Below are 20,876 nucleotides of genomic sequence, written 5' to 3' on the forward strand. Positions count from 1 at the left end.
TTCCTTTCCCGGGGTCATGTTCGGTATCCGGTGGCCTGCAGGGCGAACAGCTCCGCGTAGCGGCCACCGAGCGCGCTCAGTTCGGCGTGGGTGCCCTGTTCGACGATCTGTCCGTTGTGGAGCACGTAGATGCGGTCGGCGTGCCTGATGTTGGCCAGCCGGTGCGTGATGAGCACGGTGATGCGGCGCGCGGCATCCCTGCGCAGGGCCGCGAACAGCGCCTGCTCGGCGCGCGCGTCGAGCGCCGCGGACGGTTCGTCGCAGATCAGCAGCGGCGCGTCCCGGAACAGCGCACGAGCCATGGCCAGGCGTTGCCACTGCCCGCCGGACAGGTCCATGCCCCCTTCGAACTGGCGCGACAGCAGCGTCTGGTAGCCGGCCGGCAGAGCGAGGATCATGTCGTGCGCGCCGGCCGCACGCGCCGCGGCGTGTGTCGCGGCCTCGTCGGGCGTGCGGTCGCTGCCGAGGCGGATGTTGCCCTCGGCGGTGAACGGCCAGTGCCAGTAGTTCTGGCTGACCATTCCCACGTGCCGCCACACCTGTCCCGGCTCGAAGCCGCCCAGCGGCAGGTCGTTCCAGCACACCGTGCCGGAGTCCGGTTGGTACAGACCGGCGATGAGCCTGGCCAGGCTCGTCTTGCCCGAACCGTTCTCACCGACCAGTGCGATCGTCTGTCCACGACGGATGGTGAACGTGACGCCGGCGAGGGCCGGAGCGGGGGTGTTCGGGTAGCGGAGCGCGGCGTCGCGGACGCTGATCCGCTCCGGCGGGCGCATCGTCCCGACCGCGGTCACCGTGCGGACGCGGGCGCGTGCGCGGACGCAGAAGTCGGTGTAGTCCTCGAAGTAGAGTCCCTCCTCGTACACCCGGTTGATCGTGTTGATGGCGAGGGTCGACGACTGGCGGGCGGCCTGCACGGCCAGCACGGCCGCCCCGGCCGCGGCCAGCGGCAGGGCGTGCCAGCCGACCAGTGCACCGATCACGGCGTAGACACCGAGCGTCGCCGCGCCGGAGAGGACGCTGCCCAGCGCCCGGGCCGCGGCCTGGCGTCGCGCCACGTCCAGCTCGGCCGCGATTTCCGTCTCCGCCGTGGCGACGTACTCGCCGAGCAGGTACCGGCGCATGGTGAGCGCGCGCAGTTCGGCCGCGGTCTCGCGCAGGGCCATGAGGTCGGCGAGCATCCACAACCGTCGCCGCCGGCTGGTGCGGGCATGGATGCTCAGGTACGACAGGCGTGCCGCGCGCAGTGCCGCCCAGAATCCCGGCACGCTGGCCAGCATGAGCGCCAGCACCAGCAGGGGATGCAGGATGAGCAGGGCGGTGGCGGCGGCCACCAGGCCGAGGGAGCCGGCGAGCAGGTCGACCGTCGCGCGCACCAGGTGCTGCACCGACTGCGCGCCGCCCTTGCGGGCGCGTTCCAGCTCGTCGCAGAACCGCGGGTCGTCATAGGCGGCGAGGTCGACGCTGGTGGTCAGTTCGAACAGCCGGCGCTCGGCCAGGGTCAGCACCCGCGGCTCGAGCCGGGCCAGTGCCCACCCGGCGCCGAGGGTCAGCCCCGACCGCACCGCGACGGCCACGGCGACGGCGACGAGCTGTGGAAGCGCGGCGCGCAACCGGTCCGGTGTCGCACCCTCGGCCAACAGGGCCTGCAACGCGGCCCGCGTCGCCAGAAGCGCCCACGCGGTCGCCGCGCCCGCGGCAAGGTTGAGCACCGCCGCCGCTGCCGTGTCCCAGGCGCTCGCCCGCCACGCCATCGCGGCGGTTCGCGCCACGATCACCGGCAACCGCCAGAGGACGGTGGCCAGGCGCGCCTTGACCAGTGACCGGTGATGGATCTGCCACCACCCGTCGCGTAACGCCGGCAGTCTCCTGGCGGTCGGCGCGCTAACCACGGGAGCCTGTCAGCCAGGCGCTCAGGTCGCCGGTGGCCAGCGATGGGTCGCGGCGGAGGATGGCGCCCTGCACGCCGGCCAGCTCTGGCCCGGGTTCGAGGCCCAACTCGGCGGCGAGGAGCCGGCGCACGTCGCGGTAGGCCTCCAGCGCCTCGGCCACCCGTCCGGATCGGTAGAGCGCGAGCATGAGCTGCAGGTAGAGCCGCTCACACATGGGATCCGCCGCCACGCCGGCGCGCAGTTCGCCGACGAGTTCCTCGTTCTGGCCGAGGCGCAGCCGGGCGTCGGTCCAGTCCCGGAGCAACGACCGGTGCTGCTCCTCCAGGCATTCGACCCACTGCTCGACCTCCGGGGTGGACGGAAGGTCGGCCAGCGGCCTGCCCCGCCACAGCCGGGCCGCCTGCCCGAGCAATGCGACGCCGCGACGCAGGTCTCCGTCGCGTAGCTCCGCGCGGCCGCGGTCGGCGAGGCGGCGGTAGCGCAGGGCGTCCAGGCAGTCGTCCTCGACGTTCAGCACGTAGCCCGCCGCGCCGGTGAGGATCTTGGCTTTCGAACGGCCCGCGGTCAGGAGGCCGCGGATCGAGCAGACGTAGGTGTAGAGGTTCGCGGCGGCTGACTGCGGCGGTCGCTCACCCCACAGCTCGCGCATGATCCGGTCGGTGGAGACGGGCTGGTCGGCGTGGGCGAGCAGGACGGCCAGCACGATCTTCGGTTTCGTACGACGCAGGGTGTACGCGGAACCGCCGCTGCGCATCTGGAGGCGGCCCAACACATAGAAGTCCACAGATACCTTGCCCTTCCGGTCGGTGCGGATGTGACGGGCGCGACATCGCTACCTACACACCGGGTACATTCAGAGCGCCCGTTCTCTTCGCGTCCTTGCGGCGTCCTTACGACGTCCTCGACGTGCGCCCGCCGGACGGGGTTAGGAGTTGACCGGTCGTATGGATTTCCGCCTGCTCGGTCCGATCGAGGTATGGGCAGCCGGCAACCGGGTTCCGCTCCACGGTGCACGCCAGGAGCGCATCCTCGCCGCGCTGCTTCTCGACGCCGACCGTCCGGTGTCGATACCGCGACTGGTGGACATCGTCTGGGACGAAGGGCCACCGGCCACCGCCCGCCGTCAGGTGCAGGACGTCGTGTCCCGGCTGCGATCGGTCCTCACCGCCGCCGGCGCCCCCGCCGACACGATCCGCGCCGCGCGTGAGGCCTACCAGCTGACGCTCACCGGTCACCGGTACGACGAGCGCAGCTTCGGCGAGCTGGCGGCCCGGGCCGAGGACCTCGGTGCGCGAGATCCCGAAGGTGCCGTCGCGCTCCTGGACGAGGCGCTGGCGCTGTGGCGCGGGGTGCCGCTGGCCGGGCTGGAGGGCGCCGGCCTGCGCGACGCGGTCACGGCGTTGAACGCCCGGCGCCTCGCGGTCGCGGAGCGGCGGTGGGAACTGGAGCTGCAGCTCGGCCGGCATGAACACGCGGCTGAGGAGTTGTCCAGCCTGCTGTCGGCTCATCCGTACCGTGAGCGGATCGCGATCCTGCTCATGGCCGCACTGGCCGGGCAGGGGCGGCGAGCCGAGGCATTGTCCGTCTATCACCAGGTTCGCCGGACATTGTCCGAGGAGCTGGGCGTCGAACCCGGCCCGGAGCTGCAGGCCGCGCACCGCGCGCTGCTGCGTGGCGACCGGGCCGAGTCGGCGGAGCCCGACCGGAGAACCGCCGCGCCGGCCGGCGGCCGATCCGGCCCGCCTGCGCAGCTTCCTGCCGGCGTGCCCTCGTTCGCCGGTCGGGCCGACGCCCTCGCCTGGCTCGACGGCCTGTTGCGGCCGGACCAGCGGGTCGGTGCGGTGTCCGGCACCGCCGGCGTCGGCAAGACCACCCTGGCCGTGCACTGGGCGCATCGGGTGTCCGACCAGTTTCCCGACGGCACGTTGTATGTCAACCTCCGCGGCTTCGACCCCGGCGGCCGGCCGCTGGATCCCGCCGACGCGGTGCGCGACTTCCTCGAGGCGTTCGGAATTCCCGCCGGCCGCATCCCGCAGGGCCTCGATGCCCGGGCGGCGCAGTACCGCGGCCTCATCCAGGGCCGCCGGATGCTCGTCGTGTTGGACAACGCCCGCGACGCCGACCAGGTCCGCCCGCTGCTGCCCGGCACGCACACCGCTGTCGTCGTCGTCACCAGTCGCAACCGGTTGACCGGGCTGGTCGTGGCCGACGGGGCGCGCCCGTTCCATCTCGATCTGATGTCGCCGACCGAGTCATACGACCTGCTGACCGGTCGGCTCGGCCCGGATCCGTTGTGGTGCGAGCCGGAGGTGGCGCAGCGGATCGTCACCGTGTGCACCGGGTTGCCGCTCGCGCTGGCGATCGTCGCCGCACGCGCCCAGCAGACCGGGTTCCCGCTGGCGGCGGTGGCCGCCGAGCTCGGCGGCACCAGCCGGCCACTGGACGCGCTGGACGGCGGGGACGCCACGACCCGGCTCCGGGCGGTCCTCTCGTTGTCCTACCGTGCCCTGACGCCGGCAGCCGCCCGCCTGTTCCGCCTGCTCGGCCTGCATCCGGGTGGCACGGTCGGGCTCCCTGCGGCGGCCAGCCTGGCCGGCGTACCCTCACCTGTCGCGCGCGACCTGCTGACCGAACTCACCCGCGCCTCGCTGCTCGCCGAACCCGACCCGCGTCGCTACGCACTGCACGACCTGCTGCGCGCGTACGCCACGGAGCTCGCGTGCGACGAGGAGACCCCGAGCGCGCGGAAAGCCGCGTTCACCCGGCTTCTCGACCACTACCTGCACACCGCGATCGAGGCCGATCGTCAGCTCAGCCCGTCGCGCAAACCCTGCGCGATCCCGTTCGGCGAGCCGGCGCCGGGCACCACGGTCGGCCAGGTCGACGATCCCGTTTCGTGGTTCACGGTGGAGCGCTCCAACCTGTTGGCCGTGCTCGATGGCGCCGGCGACTCCGACGTGGCGAAGCAGGCCTGGCAGCTCGCGTGGGCGGCCGACTCCGCCCTGGAACGCCAGGGCCACTGGTCGGATCTCGCGCATGCGTGGCGCCTGGCACTCTCCATCGCGACGGCGCTGCCCGACCTGCGGGGGCAGGCGTTCGCGCAACGCCGGCTGGCCCAGGCGTGCACACTGCTCGGGCGCGACGCCGAGGCCGACGCCCACCTGGGCCAGGCGTTGCGGCTCTACGAGGACGCCGCCGACCACGCCGGTCAGGCCATCGTCCACCATTCACTGTCCTGCGTGTACGAGCAGCGGGACGACTACAAGCGGGCACTGCACCACGCCGAACACGCATTGTCGTGCGCGCTGTCGAGCGGCGACGAGAGCCAGCAGGCCCTCGCGCTCAACGCCATCGGCTGGTGCCACGCCCAACTCGGCCAGCACGCCGAGGCGTTGGCCCACTGCCAGCGCGCCCTGCTGCTCCTGGACCCGAACGACCACCGGGCCCAGGCGGACACGTGGGACTCCATCGGCTTCGCCTGCCACCACCTCGACCGCCACGACGAGGCGGTGCACGCCTACCAGCAGGCTCTGACGCTGGCCCGCCAGGCCGGAGCCCGCCACCTCGAGGGAACCGTCCTGACCCACCTGGGCGACACCCACCTCGCGGCGGGAGACCCCACGGCGGCCCGGGCCGTTTGGAAGCCCGCATTGGACATCCTGGCCAGCATCGACGCGACCGTCGCCGACCAGCTTCGCGACCGACTCGGTCGAGCACGGCTATGAGAGCGACCATTACAAGGGAACGTTCCGAGCCCGCACGCCGAAGTCTCAGCTCGGCAACTGGCAGCAGTTCGCCGTCAGCCGGACCTGGCTGGTCGCCCGCGAGCGCCCGCCTGGCGGACGATGGAATTCTTCGAAGACGCCTATCGGCGGGGGCGTGTTGCGCTACTTGACCACTTGGCGCCCAGGTCATCGGCTCGGCCCACAACAGCCCGGAATACCTGGCCGAGGCCCTGGAGATCGTGGCCCGCGGCGACGTGAAGCCGATGATCGACGTGTTCCCGAAGGAGAAGGTCGGCGAGGCCTACGACCGCCTGATCCACGGCGACCTCCGCTTCCGCGGCGTCGTGACCTACTGAGCCGAGGGAGATCGGATCGCGCGAGACCCACCCACGTCGCCGCGATAGTCACCGGACCAGGTCTGCCTCGGGGCCGGGCAGCCAAGCGTCGGCCGGCAGGTCAAGCCAGCCGCCGGCGGTGCCGAGGTCGTGCGCGGCCTCCCGCAGGGCGGTCAGGCCCGGGTGGTCCAGGTCCGTGCGCCAGATCATGCTCCACGGGTAGACGGCGACCGGGTCCACCAGCGGCCTGACCACCGCGCCCGGCACCTCCGGTTGGCTGCTGATGGTCAGGATCGGCAGATCCCACTGCTGGATGTGGTACGCCAGCTCGTCGATCCCACGGACGTTCGGGCGCGGTGGGGCGGGTGGTGTGCCCGTGTCGGCGAAAAGTTGCAGCATCGCCTGCTCCCACTGCGCCGACGCGTGGTCACCGCAGTGCCAGCACGCGTCGGTCTCGCGCAGCGCGGCCAGCGGCACTTCCGGCGCGCCGGCCAGCGCATGACGCTCCGGCACCAGGACCGAGATGCGCTCGTACCGGATCAGCTGGTGTTCCAAACCGCCCGGCGGCGTGCCGCTCACGCCGTGCCACCGGCCGAAGGCGACGTCCAACCGGCGTGCGGCCAGCAGCGGCAGCGACGCGTCGAGTCCACCATGGAACCGCGCGAAGAACTCGTAGCCCGACGCGCGGGACCGGGCCGCGGCCAGGACGAGGGCCGGCGTCAGGCGCTGACCGACCACGTCCACCAGCAGGGAACGACCCGAGCCGCGCAGCTCCCGCAGCGTCTCGTCGTGCAGCGCCAGGATCTGCCGCGCCCGGCCCAGCAGGTGCCGGCCCGCCGGGGTGAGGGCGACCCGCCGGCTGGTCCGGTCGAACAGCGGCGTCCCGGCCCGCTCCTCGAGCTTGCGCACGTCCCGGCTGACCGCCTGCTGTGCCATGAACAGCCGTTCGGCGGCCCGGCTGAAGTGGAGCTCTTCGGCGACCGCGACGAAATGCCGCAGCAGGCGGAGGTCGGGGTCCATCTGTGCTGTCTACCGGATCCACACACCTGATGTGTAGATCGGTCGCCGACAGGTGTTGGACCGCGACCCACCGGACCGGCCACGATGAGGTCATGACCGACATCCACGTCGAACAGCGCGAACCCCAGCCGGTGCTGAGCATCCGGCAGACGATCCCGGTGGCGGAGCTGACCCAGGCCCAGGGCGCGAGCCTGCACGAGTTGTGGCAGGTCCTGCAGGACGGCGGCATCACGCCCGCCGGGGCGCCCTTCGTCCGCTACCACACGTTCGGTGACGTCGAGACCGACGTCGAGACCGGCGTGCCGGTCGCCGAGCCCGCTGACGGCACCGGCCGGGTGCGCGCGGGGGAGCTGCCGAGCGGCCGTGCCGTCCGGACCGTCCATCTTGGTGGGCACGACCGCCTCGGTGAGGCGTACAACCGGATCCAGGAATGGCTCGAAACGCACGGCACGGCGACCGGCCCGGCCTGGGAGGTCTACGAGTGGATCGACCTGGCGGTCGAGCCGGACCCGGCGGCGTGGCCGAGCCCCGCCGACTGGCGGACCCAGCTGATCCAGCCGGTCTCATGACGGAGCTCACCGCTGCCGCCTTCGCCGCGCGGATCGACGCTCTCCGCGCGGCCCGGGAGAAGGTCCGCATGGGCGACGTTTTCGCGCTCGCCAAGGAGCACATCGACCTGCCCACCGCGGAGATCGACAAGCTGTTGGACAGCGACACCCATCTCGTACGCGTCGGCGCCGTCAGCATCATGGGCAAGCGCGCCGTCCGCAAGCGCACCACCGAGGCCGAGCGCGCGGAGCTGTTCGACCTCTACCTGCGCCGCACCGACCGGATCGACACCTGGGACCTGGTCGACGTCAGCGCTCACCAGGTGGTCGGCGGCTACCTGCTGGACAAGCCACGGGACGTCCTCTACCGGCTGGCGCGGTCGGACGACTGGTGGGAACGCCGCATCGCGATGTTCGCGACACTGACGTTCGTGCGTGCCAAGGAGCTCGACGACACGTTCGCGCTGGCGGAACTACTCGTCGACGACGAGCACGAGTTCGTGCGGACCGTCGTCGGCGGCATGCTGCGGGAGGCGGGCAAGCACGACCGGGCACGGCTGCTCGCCTTCCTCGACCGGCACGCCGCCACCGCGCCGCGGATCGTGCTGCGGTTCGCGATCGAGCACCTCGACAAGGACCAGCGCGCCGACTACCTCGCCCGGCGCCCTTGAGGCGTCAGCGGCGGGCTTCCAGCGGCAGGTCGGCGGCGCCGACGGTGAGGATCACCGAGTCGTCGTCGACGTCGGCCACGTCGGTCAGCGCCGCGTAACACGTGCGCCTCGGCGGTGGTCCGGTGAGGACGATCCGCACGTAACCCTCACGCACCAGGCGCGCGGCCATCGCGCCGGGCACTCCCGGCAGGCTGTGCCGTGTCCAGCCGGGGATCATCGATTCGACGTCGCCCATGTCGCCGATGCGGCGGCCGTCGTCGGCGACCGCGAGCGGGTCCGGGCGGTGCAGGTCCCGGACGCGGCCGATTTTCGCGCCGGAGCGGTCGACAACGGTAAGACCGGGACGAAGCCGATGTGGTTGTTGGTCGGAGGTGTACCGGCCACTGCGGATGTCACTCATCGCAGCCTCCGAGTCATGGGTGCATAACACAACCATTGCACGATTCACGGCACATCGCACGGCGCAGATGGGCACAAACCAGGCAAACGCGTCAGGAGGCGTACGCCTCGACCTCGTAGATGCGGGCCGCCCGATCGGTGGTGCTGGTCGGCGTGATGACGTTCAGGCGCAGGTAGCGGGTCCCGACCGGGCCGAAGGTGCTGGTCGTGACGTTGGCCGTGTTGCCGCGGACCTGGGCGACCGTCGTCCAGGTGACGCCGTCGACGCTGGTCTGGAGGTCGAAGTCGCGGGTGTTGAAGCCCGCGCTCTCACCGCCGGCGCCGGCGTGCCGGACGACGACGCGGCCGACGCTGGCGGTGGCCTGCAGGTCCACCCGCCACCATTTGGTCGTGCCCAGCGAGCACCACTTGTCCGCGTTGCCGCCGGTGGTCGTACCGTTGACGGCCTTCTCCGGTCCTTCGTTGGCCGCGCACTGGCTGTCGGCGGTCGCGGGCCGGCCCAACGCGAGGTTCGGCGGCGCCGTGCCGGTCAGCGCGAAGTCGTCGATGTCGAACAGGCCGCCGCCGCTGCCGGTGAAGACCAGGAATAGCGGACCTGACCCGGCCGACAGGGTCGTCGAGACCTCGGCGTAGACGCCGTAGCCGCCGGTGTTAGCCACCGGGACCGAGCCGAGCAGCGGACCCGTGGCCGAGCCCGACCGCACCTGGATGATGCCGCCCGCGCCGCCGGACGAGATCCGGGCCGAGAAGCCGGTCCGGCCGGCCACGTTGACACCGGCGAAGCCGATCCAGTCCCCGTTGTCGATGTAGCCGACGCGGTTGCCGCCGCGCGCCGCCGCGTCCGCGACGATCTGCACGCCGGACTGCGACGTGAAGGACTCGGCCTCGACGCGGCCGGTGGGCGCGGTCGCCCACGGCACCTGCGGCGACCGGTAGAAGGTGATGCCCTGCGTGGTCCATCGTGGACCGAGCGCGCCCAGCCGCACCCGGAAGCCGTCCCAGTTGCGGGCGGACTGCGGTGACCAGGCCAGCTCGGCGATGGCCGGCATGCGCGGGAAGGCCATGAACTCGATGTCGGCGAGCCGGGTCAGCGTCTCGCTCCACATCGGAGCTTCGACGCCGATGATCGCGCTCGCGGGCACGCCGGGTAGCAGCGTGCCGGGATCCCAGTCGTACGCGGTCCGCACCTCGATCAGGCCCGCCCAGCTCAGCCCGAGCGGCGTCTCGTTGGTGTACTTCATGTCCAGATAGGTCTTGTTGGCCGGCGACAGCAGCACCTTGTCGCCCTTGGCGACCGCGGCGCTCAGGTCCGCGTCGGAGGTCGTCGTGCCCCAGAACTGCGCGACCCGGTTGGGCGTGTGGTCGGCCTGGCCCAGCTGGTGCCAGCCGATCACGGTCTTGCCGGCGGTGCCGACGAACGGCTGCACGCGGTTCATGAACGTGCGGTAGTCGGCGTCCGACGTGCTGTGCGCCTCGTCGCCGCCGATGTGCAGGTACGGCCCGGGCGTGAGCGCGGCCAACTCGGTGAGCACCTGCCGCACGAACGTGTAGGTGATCTCCTTGCCGACGCAGAACGAGCTGAAACCGACCTCGATGCCGGTGTAGAGCGGCGGTGCGACGTTGTCGCAGTTGAGCTCGGCGTACGAGGCCAGCGCGGCGTTGGTGTGCCCCGGCATGTCGATCTCGGGCACGACCGTGACGTGCCGGGCGGCGGCGTACGCGACCAGGTCCGTGTACTGCGCCTTGGTGTAGTAGCCGCCGGGCCCACCGCCGACCTGGGTGCTGCCGCCGTAGGTGGCCAGCCGCGGCCACGCGTCGATGACGATCCGCCAGCCCTGGTCGTCCGACAGGTGGAGATGCAGCGTATTGATCTTGTACTGGCTGATCTCGTCGATGTACCGCTTGACCACGTCCACGCCGAAGAAGTGCCGGGACACGTCGAGCATCGCGCCGCGGTACGCGTACCGCGGCCGGTCGACGATCCGTCCACCCGCGACCTCCCATGGTCCGGGTTGGACGGTCCGGGCCTCGACGGCGGCCGGCAGCAACTGCCGCAGGGTCTGCACGCCGTAGAACAGGCCGGCGGCGGTCTGCGCCCGGACGGTGATCGCGGCCGAGGTCACGTCGAGTTGGTAGCCCTCGGCGCCGACGCTCGGATCGGCTCCGGAGAGCAGCAGCGCGATCCCGCTCGTCGGTGTGCCGGTGCTGGTGCTGACCGGCAGCGCGTACCCGGTGGACGGTCGCAGGATGCCGGCCAGATAGGTCCCGACGTCGACGGCGGCCGGCGCGGTCTGGATGGTGGCGCCCGCTGGAAGCGTGTAAACGGCTGCGGTTGGCGCGACGGATGCCGGCGCCGGCACCACGCTCGACAGGCTCACCACGGCGGCACTCGCCGGAGTGGATCCGACCGGAACGAGCGCGGCGGCAACGACCACGGCGGCGGCAGACAGGGCGGCACGACGGCGCATGACGTCCTCCAGCGAAACAGTAAAGTTTCCTGCGAGTTTGACGGCAGGCTATGTCTCGCCGGCAGTGGTGTCAAGAAACGGTCTCCGTCCAGGTCGGTGTTCCGCTCAAGATAGCGTTGCGGACCATGCGAGCCGTGCAGTGCGACCGCTTCGGCGGCCCCGAGGTCCTTCAGCTGGTCGACGTGCCCGCGCCGGTGGCGGGCGACGGCCAGCTCCTGGTCGACGTCAGCGCCGCCGGCGTGAACTTCGCCGACACGAGCCGGATCGCCGGCACCTACGGGCCGGCGCTGTTGCCGTTCATCCCGGGCACGGAGGTCGTCGGCCGGGTTGCTGACGGGCGCCGGGTGCTGTCCACGGTGTTCGGTGGCGGCGGTTTCGCCGAGCAGGCGGTGGTCGACGCGGCTAACGCCGTGACCGTGCTCGACGAGGTCGGCGATGCCGAGGCGCTGGCCCTGCTGGTGCAGGGCCTGACCGCCTGGCACGTGCTGCACACCTGCGCCCGGATCCGGCCCGGCGAGACCGTGGTCGTCAACGCGGCGGCCGGCGGCGTCGGCACGCTCGCCGTGCAGCTCGTCCGGCACTTCGGCGCCGGCCGGGTCATCGCGACGGCCTCGACGCAGGCCAAGCGCGACCTGGCCCGCACCCTCGGCGCGGACGCCGCGGTCGCCGGCGACGCGGACGGCTACGGGCAGCGGGTGCTCGACGCCAACGACGGCCGGCCGGTGGACATCGTGCTCGACTCGATCGGCGGCCGGGTCTTCACGGCGGGCCTGGGCATCCTGGCCCAGTTCGGCCGCATGGTCACCTTCGGCAACGCCTCCCGCGAAGGCGTGCCGGCGGTCGACCCCGACGCGCTCGCGGATCGCAACGCCGGCGTGACAAGCTTCTGGCTGCGCCCGGCCCTGACCGTTCCCGGCACGTACGCGGAACCCCTGACCGAGATGTTCGGCCTGGTCGCCACCGGGGCGCTCAAGCCGCTGGTCGCCGCCGCCTATCCGCTCGAGGACGCCGCCCGCGCGTTCACGGACATCCTCGCCCGCCGCACCACCGGGAAGGTGACGCTGCGCCCCTAGGCCAGGGCGGCGACGATCTTCTGCTGTGCGGCGTCGAGCTCGGCGGCCGGCACGTCGTGGCGGACGTTGGCGAAGTTGAAGTCGATCATGCCGCGGGCCGGGAACACGTGCACGTGGGCGTGCGGCACCTCGAACCCGGCGATGACCAGGCCGGCCCGCGGCGCGTCGAAGGCCGTGCGGACCGCGCCGCCGATCCGGGCGGCGACCGCCATCACGCGGCCCCACAGCGCCGGGTCGAGCGTGGTCCAGTCGTCGACCTCGGCGCGCGGCACCACCAGCGTGTGGCCGGTCGTGAGCGGCGCGATGCTGAGGAACGCGACCACCTCGTCGTCGCGGTGGACGAAGCGGCCCGGCAGCTCGCCGGCGATGATCCTGCTGAAGACCGTGGTCATGACAGGCATCATTCCAAAAGCGACTTGAGGGTACGCAGGTCGGCCAGCACCGTGGCGGCGTCGGTCTCGAACGCCTCGCGGCTCGTGCCCTCACGGCGGAACACGGTGAACACGACCTCGCTGCCGTCGCCGTTGGCGTACACCCGCAGCGGGTTGTAGAAGGTCTCACCCGACGGGAACGTCACGTCGTGGTCGAGAATCCCGAACGCGTTGTGCGGCGCGAAGGTGATCTCCACCTGACCGCCCGGGGTCTCGCCGAGCCACCGCCCGCCGACCTGCTCGATCGCGCCGGTCAGCCCGGCGGCCCAGCGCGGGAGGTTGGCCGGGTCGGCGGCGAACGCGTAGACCTCCGCCGGCGGCCGCGCGATGGTGACACTCACGTGCAGCGACTCGTAGATCACCCGTCAGTCGTACCACGCCTGCTGTTTCCCTGTGGCGGCTAACCTCCGCGCGGTGCGGGGTGTCGAGTTCGTGGTGCTGTTCTTCGGAGCCGTCGGGGCGTACGCGTGGCTGGGCAGTCCCGGCAGCCCCATCCCGGTGCTGCTGGCGCTCGGCGCGCTGGCGTTCTGGTACCTGCGCACCCGCCCCGACGTCGACCGGCGCGACCTGTGGCGCGCGTCGGCGCTGCGCCCGGCCCTGCGGCCTGTCCTGCTGACCTGGGCGGTCGCCGCGGTGGTCGGCATCGCGGTCGTCGCGGTCTTCATGCCCGACAGCCTGTTCGCCCTGCCCCGCCAGTCGCCCTGGCTGTGGCTGGCCGTGGCGGTGTTCTACCCGCTGCTGTCGGTCTATCCGCAGGAGGTGCTGTTCCGGGGGTTCCTGCTGCACCGGTACGCGCCGGTGTTCGGCACCGGGCGGGCGGCGGCTCTCGCCAGTGCGGCCGCGTTCGGCTTCGCGCACGTCATCTTCGGCAACGTCTGGTCGGTGCTGCTCACGCTGGCCGGCGGGTGGCTGTTCGCCCGCCGCTACCAGCAGACACGGTCACTGCTGGTGGCGTCGGTGGAGCACAGCCTCTACGGTGTGCTCGCCTTCACCATCGGCCTCGGCGACCTCTTCTATCACGGCGCCACCTGAGCGGCGGCGGGCCGCGGCCCGTAACGCTCGGCGGCCCGGGCACGCGCCTTGGCGGCCTCGGTCTCGCGGTCACGCGGCGGCGCCTTGATCACGAGCGTCTCGAGCAGCGCGCGGGTGGCCTCGGTGACCGCTTTGACGGCTTCGTCGAACGCCTCCTGGTTGGCCGTCGACGGCTTGGTCGTGCCGCTGACCTTGCGCACGTACTGCAACGCGGCGGACTCGATCTCGTCCTCGGTGGCGGGCGGCTCGAAGTTGCTCAGCACCCGGATGTTCCTACACATCCGCCCAGCATGTCATCGTCGCGCGGCCGGTCGCCACCATTCCCTTTCCGGGCGGCATCGGTGATCCTCTATGTAGCGCCGCTCACCGTCCCGGACGGCTCATGACGAGAGGAACGCGCCATGTTGAGGAGACTGGCCGGGCTGTGTCTGGCCCTCGTGGTGCTGGTGTTTCCCACGCCGGCATACGCGGAGTCCAACGGCGGCGTGCGGGTGATGCCGCTGGGTGACTCGATCACCGACGGCTACAACGTGCCCGGCGGCTACCGGATCAACCTGTGGCAGCGGCTGGCCGGCGGCGGCTACGCGGTCGACTTCGTGGGCTCCGGCTTCAACGGCCCGGCGAGCCTCGGCGACCACGACCACGAGGGCCACTCGGGTTGGCGCATCGACCAGATCGACGCGAACGTGGTGGCGTGGCTACGCGCGTACACGCCGCGCACGGTCCTCCTGCACATCGGCACGAACGACCTGAACCAGAACTACGACATCGCCAACGCGCCGGCGCGCCTGTCGGCGCTGATCGACAAGATCCGGGCGACGGCGCCCGACGTCGAGCTGTTCGTCGCGCAGATCACCCCGGAGACCGATGCCACCTTGGCAGCACGGGTACGCGCGTACAACGCGGCGATCCCCGGCATCGTCGCCGGCAAAGGCGCGCGAACGCACCTGGTCGACCTGCACTCGCCGCTCACGACGGCCGACCTGGCCGATGGCGTGCACCCGAACCAGGCGGGCTACGACAAGATGGCCGCGGTCTGGTACTCGGCCCTGCGCGCGGTGCCGGCGAGCCTCCAGGTGGGTCCGCCGGTGGGCACGGCGGTCTCGCTGGTCAACCCGCAGTCCTCGCGCTGCATGGACGTCTCGGGCGTGTCGACCACGCCGGGCGCTCAGGTGCACATCTGGGACTGCCACAACGGTGTGAACCAGAAATGGACGCGGACGGCCGCGAACGAGCTGCGGGTCTACGGAAACCGGTGCCTGGACGTCGCGGGCTCGGGCACGGCCAACGGCACGAAGATCCAGATCTGGGACTGCAACGGTACGGGGGCGCAGAAGTTCAGCTTCCAACCCAACGGCTCGATCGTGGTGCCGGCCTCGGGCAAATGCCTGGACGTGACGGCCAGCGGCACCGCCAACGGCACGAAGGTCCAGCTCTACACCTGCAACGCCACGGGCGCCCAACGCTGGACGACAGCCTGACCGCCCCGGTCGACCTCGTCGAGTCGACCGGGGTGGCGCGACGACTCAGTTCGAGTTGATGATCAAGGGAGCGCCGACGGTCAGGAGCAACGTCGCCAATGCGGCGAGCGTCAGCACCGCATTCTTCACTGGCTTAGTCATGTGACTTTTCACCTCCTTCTGATAGGGAATTGGTCGGGCCACCACGTGCCGTTGCCGTCACCGTCGCCTTCGGCCCTTGCCGAGCCGTGGCCGTCATCATGACCGCGATCAGCGCAGCGACACCTGCGGCGATCAGAAGGTCACCGGCGCTCACTACCTTGTGGATCGGCGGCACGGCAATGACATCACCAAGGTGCGCCACGAAGGTGTTCGCGTCAGCCGGAGCGTTTTTGCGGGTTTCCACGCCGACCGGTAGCCCGGCCAGAACCGCCGCCTCCGGGTCGTACGGCATCCGCCCGTTGTTCAATGCGATAGCGATGGCATTCAGCGCGCCGCCCACGAAGATCATCGCCACGGCGATTCGAGCGGCAAGACCTCGCCCACGCAGGTTCAGCACCAACCAGATCGCAACGGGCCCGAATACCACCGCAAGCATGGGCACGTGCAGCCCGTCTTCGACGAACCTCGCAAAAGGCTCAACAAACAGTTGCACGACCTGCACCACTGCGGCGATCCACAACAGCCAGGGGGCGCGGAGTCGCACTGCACCCAGATTCGCGAGCCGCCCGCCGAACGCATATCCCCCCGCCACGCCAGCGACCAAGGGCGCAACCAGGAGGAGAGCGGTGTACACCACCGCCACACCTTAGTGGCCGAGATATCCGCGGGGGCTGCCGTGTGGACACTATGGACATACCGGCCGGCTTCGGTGTCTGCCGGTTCCTAAACTTCGGTGCCATAGACGGCATCGGATGGCACTGCGCGTTGGTGCGCTGGAGTTCGGGGTCGCTCGACACCACTGCCAGGCGGATAGCCCCTCGCCGACGCCACCGGGTCAGGTGCCTCTGCCGACCAGGCGTTCGTACAGGCGCCGCGCGGTCGGGTTTTCGATCCCGACGCCCCGCGACGCCACACCGGAGAACCCCTAGCCTGGCCCTGATCGATTGTGTCCGAGGACCGACACCGGGCAGGAGGATCGCGTCGTCGCATCCGGCGAGGGCGTACTCGCGTTCCGCACTTGCCCTGGTCTTGCCCCGCCACCTGCGTCGCGCACCCGGTGGGGCACCGTCGGCATCACCGCCGGTGCCCGCGGGTAGCGCGTGACCTCAGGCCGGGCTCAGCACCGTGCCCAGGACGTCCATCCCCAACGGTTGGCGCGCGAGCAGTAGAACCAGCCGTCGGTTCCCACCACCCGCAGGGTCGGCTCGGCGGCGGAGAGCGGGAAATCGGCACCGAATCGCCCGGTGCCCCCGCCGGGGAAGCTCTCCCATCCGGTCCACGTCCCGGACCCCACGGCCGTCTGCGTGGTGTAGTAGATGTTGTTCGACGCCGTCGTGCCGATCACGATCGTCTGCTTGATGCCGACGCTGTCGTAGTTGACGTCCACGACGTACGTTCCGTAACGGTATTTGCCGTATCGGTTGGGCGTGGTCTTGTCACCGCGGCCGATGGTGCATCCGGTCGACACTGTGCAGGCGGGGGCCAGGACCCGCATCGTCACGCCGAAACCGTCGATCCACCACGACTTCTCGGACAACACCTGGTCCAAGTTGGCGGACGGGTTGGCGGAGGCGGGGCTTGGAGCGGCAAGGAACGCGAGCCCAAGGACGACGGTCAGGAAGCCGGCGATGGAACGTCGAACCCTCATAGATCTCCTTGTGTCGAGGAAAATGATCTATGAGCGTACGAATCGTGTGTTGGATTCCCGTTGGCCCAGGGGTAGCGGCCACACGTCAACGGCTGGCGTGTGAGTTGCTTACTGTTCCGGTGTCTTGCGTAGCCAGAGCCGCACCGCCGCCAGGACGCACACCGCCGCGACAACGGTGATGCCCGACTTCGCCGAATCGGAAAGATTATCCAGGTGGGTGGAGCCACGCGAAAGGGCGACCGCCGCGAGCGCGAACACCAGCAGGAGGACGGCAAGGCTACGCCGCAGAATCATGGCCGCCATTGAAGCACGACGGTGACATCCCGGCCGCGGGCAGCTCGCGCTCGCCCTGCCGAGGGCGGTGCCGTTCGGCCTCGCCGACATAACGCAGCGGTGCGGTTGCCGGGCTTGGACGACGTCCTTCCCCGATCTGCGCTGACGAGCATCTTTTGTGTCGTACCTGTGGGATAGCTTCCCTGAGTCCGTCCGGAACCGTCGGCGCACAGGAAGGTGGCAGCGTGAGGGCTCTTCTCACCTCGTCCGGGATCAAGAACGGCAGCATCCACGACGCGCTGGTCGACCTGCTGGGCAAACCGATCGCCGAGGCCAACGCCCTGTTCATCCCGACCGCCATCTACCCGTTCCCCGGCGGGGCCGGCGCGGCGTGGCGAGCGATCACCGGCCAGGGCCCGTCGCCGCTGGCCGGGCTGGGCTGGAAGTCGTTGGGTGTCCTGGAGCTGACGGCGCTGCCGAGCATCGAGGAGGCGGCCTGGGTGCCGACGGTCCAGGAGGCCGACGCGCTGCTGGTCTGGGGCGGTGACCCGCTGTTCCTAGCCAACTGGATGCGGCGCTCCGGCCTGACCGCTCTCCTGCCGACGTTGCGCTCGGAGGCGGTCTACGTCGGGGTGAGCGCCGGCAGCATCGCCGCCGCCCACACCTTCGTCGAGACCTACGTCGATCCGCCCCGGGGCAGCGACGGGCCACTGAAGTCCGAGGACGTCGTCTTCAGCACGCCTGAGGGCGACGTCGACCGGATCCTGGTCACCGGGCAGGGTGCGGGGCTCGTCGACTTCGCGGTGATCCCGCACCTGGAGCACCCGCACCACCTCGACGCGTCCCTGGCCAACGCGGAGAAGTGGGCGGCGCGGATTCCCGCACCGACTTACGCGATCGACGACGAGAGCGCCATCAGCGTGGTCGACGGCACCGCCACGGTCGTCTCCGAGGGGCATTGGAGGTTGTTTGAGCCGTGACCCCAGCTATCGCGCGACCCGGCAGTCGATGACGACAAGACCGGACCCGGCCGGATGGACCGCGGCGGTGGTCAACCCGGCGCGTGCGGCCAGCGCGCTGTAGTCCTCGACAGTGCGTTCGCGACCGCCCGCCAGAACCAGCATCCGCAGGTCCATCTCCGCGAACGTCGCCGGGTCGTCGCCAGCCGTGCCGTGCGACTCGACGATCACCACGCGCCCGCCCGCACCGCCCGCACGAGTGGCTGAACCGCCTGCGCCAGCGGCCGCGGCGCGTCGGTCGGTGGCTGCGCCCCGTTGGTCGGTAGGCGCGCCGCGTTCCTCCGCGCCTGCGCTTCGTTGGTCGCTGGGCGTGCCGTGTTGGTGGGTGGCGGCGCCGTGTTCCTCGGTGTCCGCGGGGTGATGGTCGGTGGGGGTGCCGTGTTGGTGGGTGGCGGCGTCGCGTTCCTCCGTGTCCGCGCCGTGTTGGTGGGTGGCCGCGCCGTGTTCCTCCGTGTCCGTGCCGCGTTGGTCGGTGGGCGCGCCGTGTTCCTCCGCGTCCGCGCGGGCGGCCTCCGCGCAGCGGCGCAGGATCGTGGTTGCCTGCTCGTCGGGCCAGTCGTGCAGGACCGCGCACAGCAGGTAGACGTCGCCCCCGGCGGGCAGTGGGTCGAAGAAGCTCTGGCCCGCGAACTCGCACCGGTCGGCCAAGCCCTGCTCGGCCAGGAAAGCGCGCCCCCGTGCCACCGTGCCCGGCAGGTCGAGCAACGTCGCACGCATGTCAGGGTTCGACCGCAGCACCTCGGCCACCAGCGAACCGGTGCCGCCGCCAACGTCGACAAGGTGGCGCACCCCCGACCAGTCGATCGCCCCGGCCGCCGTGGTCCGGGTCGAGGACGCCATCGAGGCGTCGAACGACGCCGCCATGTCCGGGTGGGCGGCGAGCCAGTCCCAATACGGCGTGCCGAATGCCGCCTCCCACGCCGGCATGCCCGTGCGGATCGTGTGCAGCAGTTCCGTGAACGCCAGGTCCATACGGCCGCCGAACTCGTCCAGGGCGAACGCGGTCCGCATGCCGGCCGGATGGTCGGACCGCAACAGCGACGACACGTCGGTGAGCGCGAACTCGCCCGGCGACGGCTCCGCGAACACCCCATGGCCCGCGAGGTGCCGCAGCAGCCGGCCCAGCGCGTCCCTGTCGGTGCCGGACCGCGAAGCGAGATCCTCGACGCGCGAGACCCCTCCGGCGATCAGGTCGGCCAGGCGCAACGTGGCCGCCACCCGGACCGCCATCGGCGTCACCAGGTCGGCCAGTGGGGCCAACCGCCGCCAGGCTTCCTCGGATGAGGAGGAGGAGCTCACCTTCCCAAGCTAGCCCGCTGTCGTTTCTGTACAAGACGGCCGGCGGGCGGGGTTCGTAGCATGGGGCACGGCGTGCGGCACGGGGCGTGCGTCTGACGAGAACGAGGAGAGAAGCAACCATGCGCGAACTGGTCTACACCGGCTTCATGTCGCTTGACGGCGTTGTCGATTCGCCCGGCGGTGGGCCGGGGGAGGAGCACCGCAGCGCCGGTTGGGTGTTCAAGGACCTCGAGTTCGTACCCGAGGTCTGGTCGATCAAGGGTGAGGAGCTCGCGGAGACCTCCGCGCTGCTGTTCGGGCGGCGCAGCTACGAAGCGTTCGCATCGACCTGGCCCGACTCCGAGGACCACATCAGCTACAAGGAGCTGCCCAAGTACGTCCTGTCGAGCACGCTGGCCGACGACGCGATCGTCGATGGCTGGGGTCCGATCACGATCCTCCGCTCGGTCGACGACCTCGTCGCTCTCAAGAAGGGCGAGGGCGGTGCGATCTTCATCCACGGCAGCGCCGACCTCGCCCGGCGGCTGTCCGACGCGGGGCTGATCGACCGCTACCACCTGCTGGTCTTCCCGGTTCTGCTCGGCGGCGGCAGCAGCTTGTTCACCGACACTGACAAGGCCAAGCAGATGTTGCGCCTGCGCGACTCCGAGGCCTATTCCAACGGCATCCTCAAGCTGATCTACGACGTCGTCAGCTGATCCAGCGGCATGGAGATCGCGCCGCCGGTGCCTGAGCGGAGCTGGCGGACCGAGCGGCCGACGTACCGGCGCAGCCCGCGGATCAGGTGCGGCTCGTCGAAGTAGTCCAGTTTGGACAGCACGTCCGCGACCGGCGTGCCGGCGGCCAGCAGCGTCGCCGCGTCGCGGGCGCGCTCGATCTGCCGCACCGCGCCCTGGGTCATCCCGGTCGCCGTCCGGAACCGGCGTTCGAGGGTCCGGGCCGAGACGTCGGGGCGGTAGCCGCGGCGCACGTCGGTGACGAGCGGGTCGCGCACCACGGCACCCGCCCGCACCAGACGCGCGACCAGGGCCTCGACGTCGTCGGGGCGCGGCGTCTCCCAGCGGGAGCCGTCGAGCCAGAACGCCCGGTGCGTGGTGTCGGGCAGCACGGCTCCGCCGTCGACGAGGTCGGGGGTGGGCACGGCCCGCAACGAGGTGCCGACCGCGAAGTCGACGCCGACGAACGTCGCCCCCTCGGGTACGGGTGCCGTGCTGGTACGCGTCTCGGGACCGGTGATGCTCGCGTACGCCCGCCCCGCCTGCTGGTGGAACACCAGGCCCCACGACACCGCGGCGACCGACGTCATCTCGGTGACGTCGTCGCTCGTGCACGTCCACACGCTCGAGATCCACGGCGAGTCGGACGCCCGCGTCTCGAACAACAGTGCCATCGGACCAGGATAAACTGGGGATTCGCGCTCC

At 71.0% G+C, this 20,876-nt stretch carries 21 protein-coding genes; 8 read left to right on the top strand and 13 right to left on the bottom strand.

The window, feature by feature from the left end; all coding sequences use genetic code 11:
• Positions 1–14: 14 nt before the first annotated feature.
• Complete coding sequence (locus tag Air01nite_RS21275; protein ID WP_203704542.1) at positions 15–1,892, bottom strand: ATP-binding cassette domain-containing protein; 1,878 nt, start codon at positions 1,890–1,892, stop codon at positions 15–17.
• A complete protein-coding gene (locus tag Air01nite_RS21280) occupies positions 1,885–2,676 on the bottom strand; it encodes an AfsR/SARP family transcriptional regulator (RefSeq protein ID WP_203704544.1) in 792 nt (263 codons plus the stop codon). The genes Air01nite_RS21275 and Air01nite_RS21280 overlap by 8 nt, the downstream gene beginning before the upstream one ends.
• A 160-nt stretch (positions 2,677–2,836) precedes the next feature.
• On the opposite strand from Air01nite_RS21280, the gene Air01nite_RS21285 reads away from it, so the two are divergent.
• Positions 2,837–5,617 carry an AfsR/SARP family transcriptional regulator gene (locus Air01nite_RS21285; RefSeq protein WP_203704546.1) on the top strand — a complete coding sequence of 927 codons (2,781 nt, stop codon included), beginning with the start codon at positions 2,837–2,839 and terminating at the stop codon, positions 5,615–5,617.
• A gap of 404 nt (positions 5,618–6,021) precedes the next feature.
• Here Air01nite_RS21285 and Air01nite_RS21290 read toward each other — a convergent pair whose 3' ends face one another.
• Entirely contained in the window at positions 6,022–6,972 is a 951-nt protein-coding gene (locus Air01nite_RS21290) for a LysR family transcriptional regulator (protein WP_203704548.1), read from the bottom strand.
• Between the two features lie 92 nt (positions 6,973–7,064).
• Here Air01nite_RS21290 and Air01nite_RS21295 point away from each other — a divergent pair, with 92 nt between their 5' ends.
• Positions 7,065–7,541 (top strand): GyrI-like domain-containing protein, encoded by a 477-nt coding sequence (locus tag Air01nite_RS21295; protein ID WP_203704550.1) that lies wholly within the window; start codon positions 7,065–7,067, stop codon positions 7,539–7,541.
• Positions 7,538–8,191 carry a DNA alkylation repair protein gene (locus Air01nite_RS21300; RefSeq protein WP_203704551.1) on the top strand — a complete coding sequence of 218 codons (654 nt, stop codon included), beginning with the start codon at positions 7,538–7,540 and terminating at the stop codon, positions 8,189–8,191. The genes Air01nite_RS21295 and Air01nite_RS21300 overlap by 4 nt, the downstream gene beginning before the upstream one ends.
• A gap of 4 nt (positions 8,192–8,195) precedes the next feature.
• On the opposite strand, the gene Air01nite_RS21305 is transcribed toward Air01nite_RS21300, so the two are convergent.
• A complete protein-coding gene (locus Air01nite_RS21305) occupies positions 8,196–8,591 on the bottom strand; it encodes a hypothetical protein (protein WP_203704552.1) in 396 nt (131 codons plus the stop codon).
• Between the two features lie 91 nt (positions 8,592–8,682).
• Entirely contained in the window at positions 8,683–11,058 is a 2,376-nt protein-coding gene (locus tag Air01nite_RS41610; protein ID WP_203704553.1) for a family 20 glycosylhydrolase, read from the bottom strand.
• Positions 11,059–11,183: 125 nt separating this feature from the next.
• Between Air01nite_RS41610 and Air01nite_RS21315 the strand changes: the two genes are divergently transcribed.
• Positions 11,184–12,131, top strand: a complete 948-nt coding sequence (locus Air01nite_RS21315) for a quinone oxidoreductase family protein (RefSeq protein WP_203704554.1) — start codon at positions 11,184–11,186, stop codon at positions 12,129–12,131.
• Here the strand turns inward: Air01nite_RS21315 and Air01nite_RS21320 are convergent.
• Together Air01nite_RS21320 and Air01nite_RS21325 are read right to left on the bottom strand one after the other, a co-directional pair.
• Complete coding sequence (locus Air01nite_RS21320) at positions 12,128–12,523, bottom strand: HIT family protein (protein ID WP_203704555.1); 396 nt, start codon at positions 12,521–12,523, stop codon at positions 12,128–12,130. The two genes, Air01nite_RS21315 and Air01nite_RS21320, sit on opposite strands and share 4 nt — an antisense overlap.
• A gap of 8 nt (positions 12,524–12,531) precedes the next feature.
• Positions 12,532–12,924, bottom strand: coding sequence for an SRPBCC family protein (locus Air01nite_RS21325; RefSeq protein WP_203704557.1), 393 nt, complete (start codon positions 12,922–12,924; stop codon positions 12,532–12,534).
• A 52-nt stretch (positions 12,925–12,976) separates the two neighbouring features.
• Here Air01nite_RS21325 and Air01nite_RS21330 point away from each other — a divergent pair, with 52 nt between their 5' ends.
• Positions 12,977–13,594 carry a CPBP family glutamic-type intramembrane protease gene (locus tag Air01nite_RS21330; protein WP_203704559.1) on the top strand — a complete coding sequence of 206 codons (618 nt, stop codon included), beginning with the start codon at positions 12,977–12,979 and terminating at the stop codon, positions 13,592–13,594.
• Here the strand turns inward: Air01nite_RS21330 and Air01nite_RS21335 are convergent.
• Positions 13,579–13,875 carry a DUF2277 domain-containing protein gene (locus Air01nite_RS21335; protein WP_203704561.1) on the bottom strand — a complete coding sequence of 99 codons (297 nt, stop codon included), beginning with the start codon at positions 13,873–13,875 and terminating at the stop codon, positions 13,579–13,581. The two genes, Air01nite_RS21330 and Air01nite_RS21335, sit on opposite strands and share 16 nt — an antisense overlap.
• Before the next feature lie 120 nt (positions 13,876–13,995).
• Here Air01nite_RS21335 and Air01nite_RS21340 point away from each other — a divergent pair, with 120 nt between their 5' ends.
• Positions 13,996–15,075: an RICIN domain-containing protein gene (locus Air01nite_RS21340; protein WP_203704563.1), complete on the top strand. Its 1,080-nt coding sequence runs from the start codon at positions 13,996–13,998 to the stop codon at positions 15,073–15,075.
• A 133-nt stretch (positions 15,076–15,208) separates the two neighbouring features.
• Here the strand turns inward: Air01nite_RS21340 and Air01nite_RS21345 are convergent, their stop codons facing one another.
• From Air01nite_RS21345 to Air01nite_RS21355, 3 genes are all read right to left on the bottom strand, one after another.
• Positions 15,209–15,853 carry a DUF5317 family protein gene (locus Air01nite_RS21345; protein ID WP_203704565.1) on the bottom strand — a complete coding sequence of 215 codons (645 nt, stop codon included), beginning with the start codon at positions 15,851–15,853 and terminating at the stop codon, positions 15,209–15,211.
• A 480-nt stretch (positions 15,854–16,333) separates the two neighbouring features.
• Positions 16,334–16,864, bottom strand: coding sequence for a PLL family lectin (locus Air01nite_RS21350; RefSeq protein WP_203704566.1), 531 nt, complete (start codon positions 16,862–16,864; stop codon positions 16,334–16,336).
• Positions 16,865–16,972: 108 nt separating this feature from the next.
• Positions 16,973–17,158 (bottom strand): hypothetical protein, encoded by a 186-nt coding sequence (locus Air01nite_RS21355; RefSeq protein ID WP_203704567.1) that lies wholly within the window; start codon positions 17,156–17,158, stop codon positions 16,973–16,975.
• Between the two features lie 224 nt (positions 17,159–17,382).
• On the opposite strand from Air01nite_RS21355, the gene Air01nite_RS21360 reads away from it, so the two are divergent.
• On the top strand, positions 17,383–18,117 hold the full coding sequence (locus Air01nite_RS21360; RefSeq protein ID WP_203704568.1) for a Type 1 glutamine amidotransferase-like domain-containing protein: 735 nt from the start codon (positions 17,383–17,385) through the stop codon (positions 18,115–18,117).
• 6 nt (positions 18,118–18,123) lie between these two features.
• On the opposite strand, the gene Air01nite_RS21365 is transcribed toward Air01nite_RS21360, so the two are convergent.
• Positions 18,124–19,455 carry a methyltransferase gene (locus Air01nite_RS21365; protein WP_203704569.1) on the bottom strand — a complete coding sequence of 444 codons (1,332 nt, stop codon included), beginning with the start codon at positions 19,453–19,455 and terminating at the stop codon, positions 18,124–18,126.
• A 119-nt stretch (positions 19,456–19,574) separates the two neighbouring features.
• On the opposite strand from Air01nite_RS21365, the gene Air01nite_RS21370 reads away from it, so the two are divergent.
• Positions 19,575–20,153, top strand: a complete 579-nt coding sequence (locus Air01nite_RS21370; protein ID WP_203704570.1) for a dihydrofolate reductase family protein — start codon at positions 19,575–19,577, stop codon at positions 20,151–20,153.
• Here Air01nite_RS21370 and Air01nite_RS21375 read toward each other — a convergent pair.
• On the bottom strand, positions 20,135–20,845 hold the full coding sequence (locus Air01nite_RS21375) for a helix-turn-helix domain-containing protein (RefSeq protein ID WP_203704571.1): 711 nt from the start codon (positions 20,843–20,845) through the stop codon (positions 20,135–20,137). The two genes, Air01nite_RS21370 and Air01nite_RS21375, sit on opposite strands and share 19 nt — an antisense overlap.
• Between the last annotated feature and the right edge of the window lie 31 nt (positions 20,846–20,876).

The sequence above is a fragment of the Asanoa iriomotensis genome, from assembly GCF_016862515.1.
Taxonomy (GTDB): Bacteria; Actinomycetota; Actinomycetes; order Mycobacteriales; family Micromonosporaceae; genus Asanoa; species Asanoa iriomotensis.

Bases quoted from the DNA above. Each gene is read 5' to 3' on its own strand.
- Air01nite_RS21285 (WP_203704546.1), top strand. From the start codon at position 2,837: ATGGATTTCCGCCTGCTCGGTCCGATCGAGGTATGGGCAGCCGGCAAC.
- Air01nite_RS21290 (WP_203704548.1), bottom strand. From the start codon at position 6,972: ATGGACCCCGACCTCCGCCTGCTGCGGCATTTCGTCGCGGTCGCCGAA.
- Air01nite_RS21295 (WP_203704550.1), top strand. From the start codon at position 7,065: ATGACCGACATCCACGTCGAACAGCGCGAACCCCAGCCGGTGCTGAGC.
- Air01nite_RS21300 (WP_203704551.1), top strand. From the start codon at position 7,538: ATGACGGAGCTCACCGCTGCCGCCTTCGCCGCGCGGATCGACGCTCTC.
- Air01nite_RS21305 (WP_203704552.1), bottom strand. From the start codon at position 8,591: ATGAGTGACATCCGCAGTGGCCGGTACACCTCCGACCAACAACCACAT.
- Air01nite_RS41610 (WP_203704553.1), bottom strand. From the start codon at position 11,058: ATGCGCCGTCGTGCCGCCCTGTCTGCCGCCGCCGTGGTCGTTGCCGCC.
- Air01nite_RS21315 (WP_203704554.1), top strand. From the start codon at position 11,184: ATGCGAGCCGTGCAGTGCGACCGCTTCGGCGGCCCCGAGGTCCTTCAG.
- Air01nite_RS21320 (WP_203704555.1), bottom strand. From the start codon at position 12,523: ATGACCACGGTCTTCAGCAGGATCATCGCCGGCGAGCTGCCGGGCCGC.
- Air01nite_RS21335 (WP_203704561.1), bottom strand. From the start codon at position 13,875: ATGTGTAGGAACATCCGGGTGCTGAGCAACTTCGAGCCGCCCGCCACC.
- Air01nite_RS21340 (WP_203704563.1), top strand. From the start codon at position 13,996: ATGTTGAGGAGACTGGCCGGGCTGTGTCTGGCCCTCGTGGTGCTGGTG.
- Air01nite_RS21350 (WP_203704566.1), bottom strand. From the start codon at position 16,864: ATGAGGGTTCGACGTTCCATCGCCGGCTTCCTGACCGTCGTCCTTGGG.
- Air01nite_RS21355 (WP_203704567.1), bottom strand. From the start codon at position 17,158: ATGATTCTGCGGCGTAGCCTTGCCGTCCTCCTGCTGGTGTTCGCGCTC.
- Air01nite_RS21370 (WP_203704570.1), top strand. From the start codon at position 19,575: ATGCGCGAACTGGTCTACACCGGCTTCATGTCGCTTGACGGCGTTGTC.
- Air01nite_RS21375 (WP_203704571.1), bottom strand. From the start codon at position 20,845: ATGGCACTGTTGTTCGAGACGCGGGCGTCCGACTCGCCGTGGATCTCG.